General features: G+C 68.2%; 1 protein-coding gene and 1 pseudogene. Both read right to left on the bottom strand.

Features of this window, described 5'->3' with window-relative positions:
• A pseudogene (locus tag CY652_RS23665) lies at positions 1 to 172 on the bottom strand (nitrate ABC transporter ATP-binding protein); the annotation flags it as partial.
• Positions 173 to 233: 61 nt separating this feature from the next.
• The coding region (locus CY652_RS23660) for an ABC transporter permease (RefSeq protein ID WP_102133124.1) at positions 234 to 1877 on the bottom strand (1644 nt) is incomplete at its 5' end.

Below are 1877 nucleotides of genomic sequence, written 5' to 3'. Positions count from 1 at the left end.
CCACGATCTCCCCCTCGCGCAGCGACAGGTTCACCCCGTCGAGCACCAGCAGCTCCCCCTGGCTCTTGTCGAAGCCCCGGCGCACCGCCTTCACCTCCAGGATTTCCCGGCCCGACCGGGGGGCCGTCTGCGCGTCGGCCGGCGTCGTCTGCGTCTGCAGGTCTTGTTGCATGAGGGTTCTCTCCCGTCCTTGTCTTGTGGTTGCCTGTGGTTGCCCTGTCCGGTCCCCGCCGTCAGTCGAGCCGCAGGCGCGATCCGGCGTAGGCGTACAGGGGCCGCCAGAGCACGCGGTTGAACAGCGTGACGAACAGCGACATCACCGCGATGCCCAGGATGATCTTGGGGAAGTCGCCCGCGGCGGTGGTCTGCGCGATGTAGGCGCCCAGCCCGTGCGCGACCACCTTCGTGTCGCCCCACTGCACGAACTCCGCGACGATGCTGGCGTTCCACGCCCCCCCCGAGGCCGTGATCGCCCCGGTGATGTAGTACGGAAAGATCCCCGGCAGCATCACCTGCTTCCACCACTGCCAGCCGCGGATGTGGAAGTTCGCGGCGGCCTCGCGATAGTCGTTCGGGTAGGCCGTGGCCCCCGCGATCACGTTGAACAGGATGTACCACTGCGTGCCCAGCACGATCAGCGGCGAGAGCCAGATGTCCGGGTTCAGGTGAAAGCGCACGATCACGATCACGAACACCGGGAACATCAGGTTGGCCGGAAAGGCGGCCAGAAACTGCGCCAGCGGCTGGATCCTGCCGGCCAGCGCCGGGCGCAGCCCGATGAGCACGCCCAGCGGCACCCAGATCACCGAGGAAATCGCAATGAGCAGCACCACGCGCGCCAGCGTGATGAAGCCGAGCACGAACACGTGCCCGACCTCGTCGAGGCTGACGCCGGTGCGCACGTAGCTCACCACCCGGTAGACGACGTAGAGCGTGAGCACGAGCAGCAGCACGCTCCAGAGGAGGTCGCCGGCGCGCGAGGACCGGCGCCGCGCGCCGCGCGCGCGCCCCGCCTTCGGCAGCGGCAGGCGCACCGGCAGGCGGGCGGCCTTCGAGAACAGCATGCCGGCGGGCACCAGCAGCCGGTGGATGAGCCGCGTGCGGCGGATCAGGTCCAGCAGCCAGGACCCGGGCGCGTTGCCCGAGCTGGTGCTCTCCATGCGGAACTTGTCGGCCCAGGCCACCAGCGGGCGGAACAGCAACTGGTCGTAGGCGAGGATCACGACGACCATCGCGAGAATCACCCAGCCCACCGCGTGCAGGTCCTTCGCGGCGATGGCCTGGGCCAGGTAGGCCCCGATGCCCGGCAGCGTGATGGTGTTGTTGCCCACCGTGATGGCCTCGGAGGCGACCACGAAGAACCAGCCGCCGGACATCGACATCATCATGTTCCAGATGAGCCCGGGCATGGAGAAGGGCACCTCGAGCTTCCAGAAGCGCTGCCAGCCGGTCAGGTGAAAGCCCCGGGAAACCTCGTCCAGGTCGTGCGGCACGGTGCGCAGCGACTGGTAGAAGCTGAAGGTCATGTTCCAGGCCTGGCTGGTGAAGATGGCGAAGATCGCGGCAAGCTCGGCGCCGAGCACGCGCGAGGGAAAGAGCGCCAGGAAGAAGGTGACGGTGAAGGAGATGTAGCCGAGCACGGGCACGGACTGCAGGATGTCGAGGATGGGCACCAGGACGAGGCCGGCGCGCCGGCTCTTGGCCGCGAGGGTGCCGTAGAGCAGGGTGAAGGCGAGCGAGGCGAACATGGCCGCGAGCATGCGCAGGATGGTGCGCAGCGCGTACTCGGGGAGCATGGCCGGGTCCAGCGAGATGACCTGGGTCCGGAGCGTGGACATCGGCGCCATCGTCTGGTGAAACCCGATCGCGAACAGCGC

Source organism: Burkholderia sp. WAC0059 (assembly GCF_002870125.1).
GTDB lineage: Bacteria > Pseudomonadota > Gammaproteobacteria > Burkholderiales > Burkholderiaceae > Paraburkholderia.
This window is presented reverse-complemented; position numbering and strand designations above follow the sequence as displayed.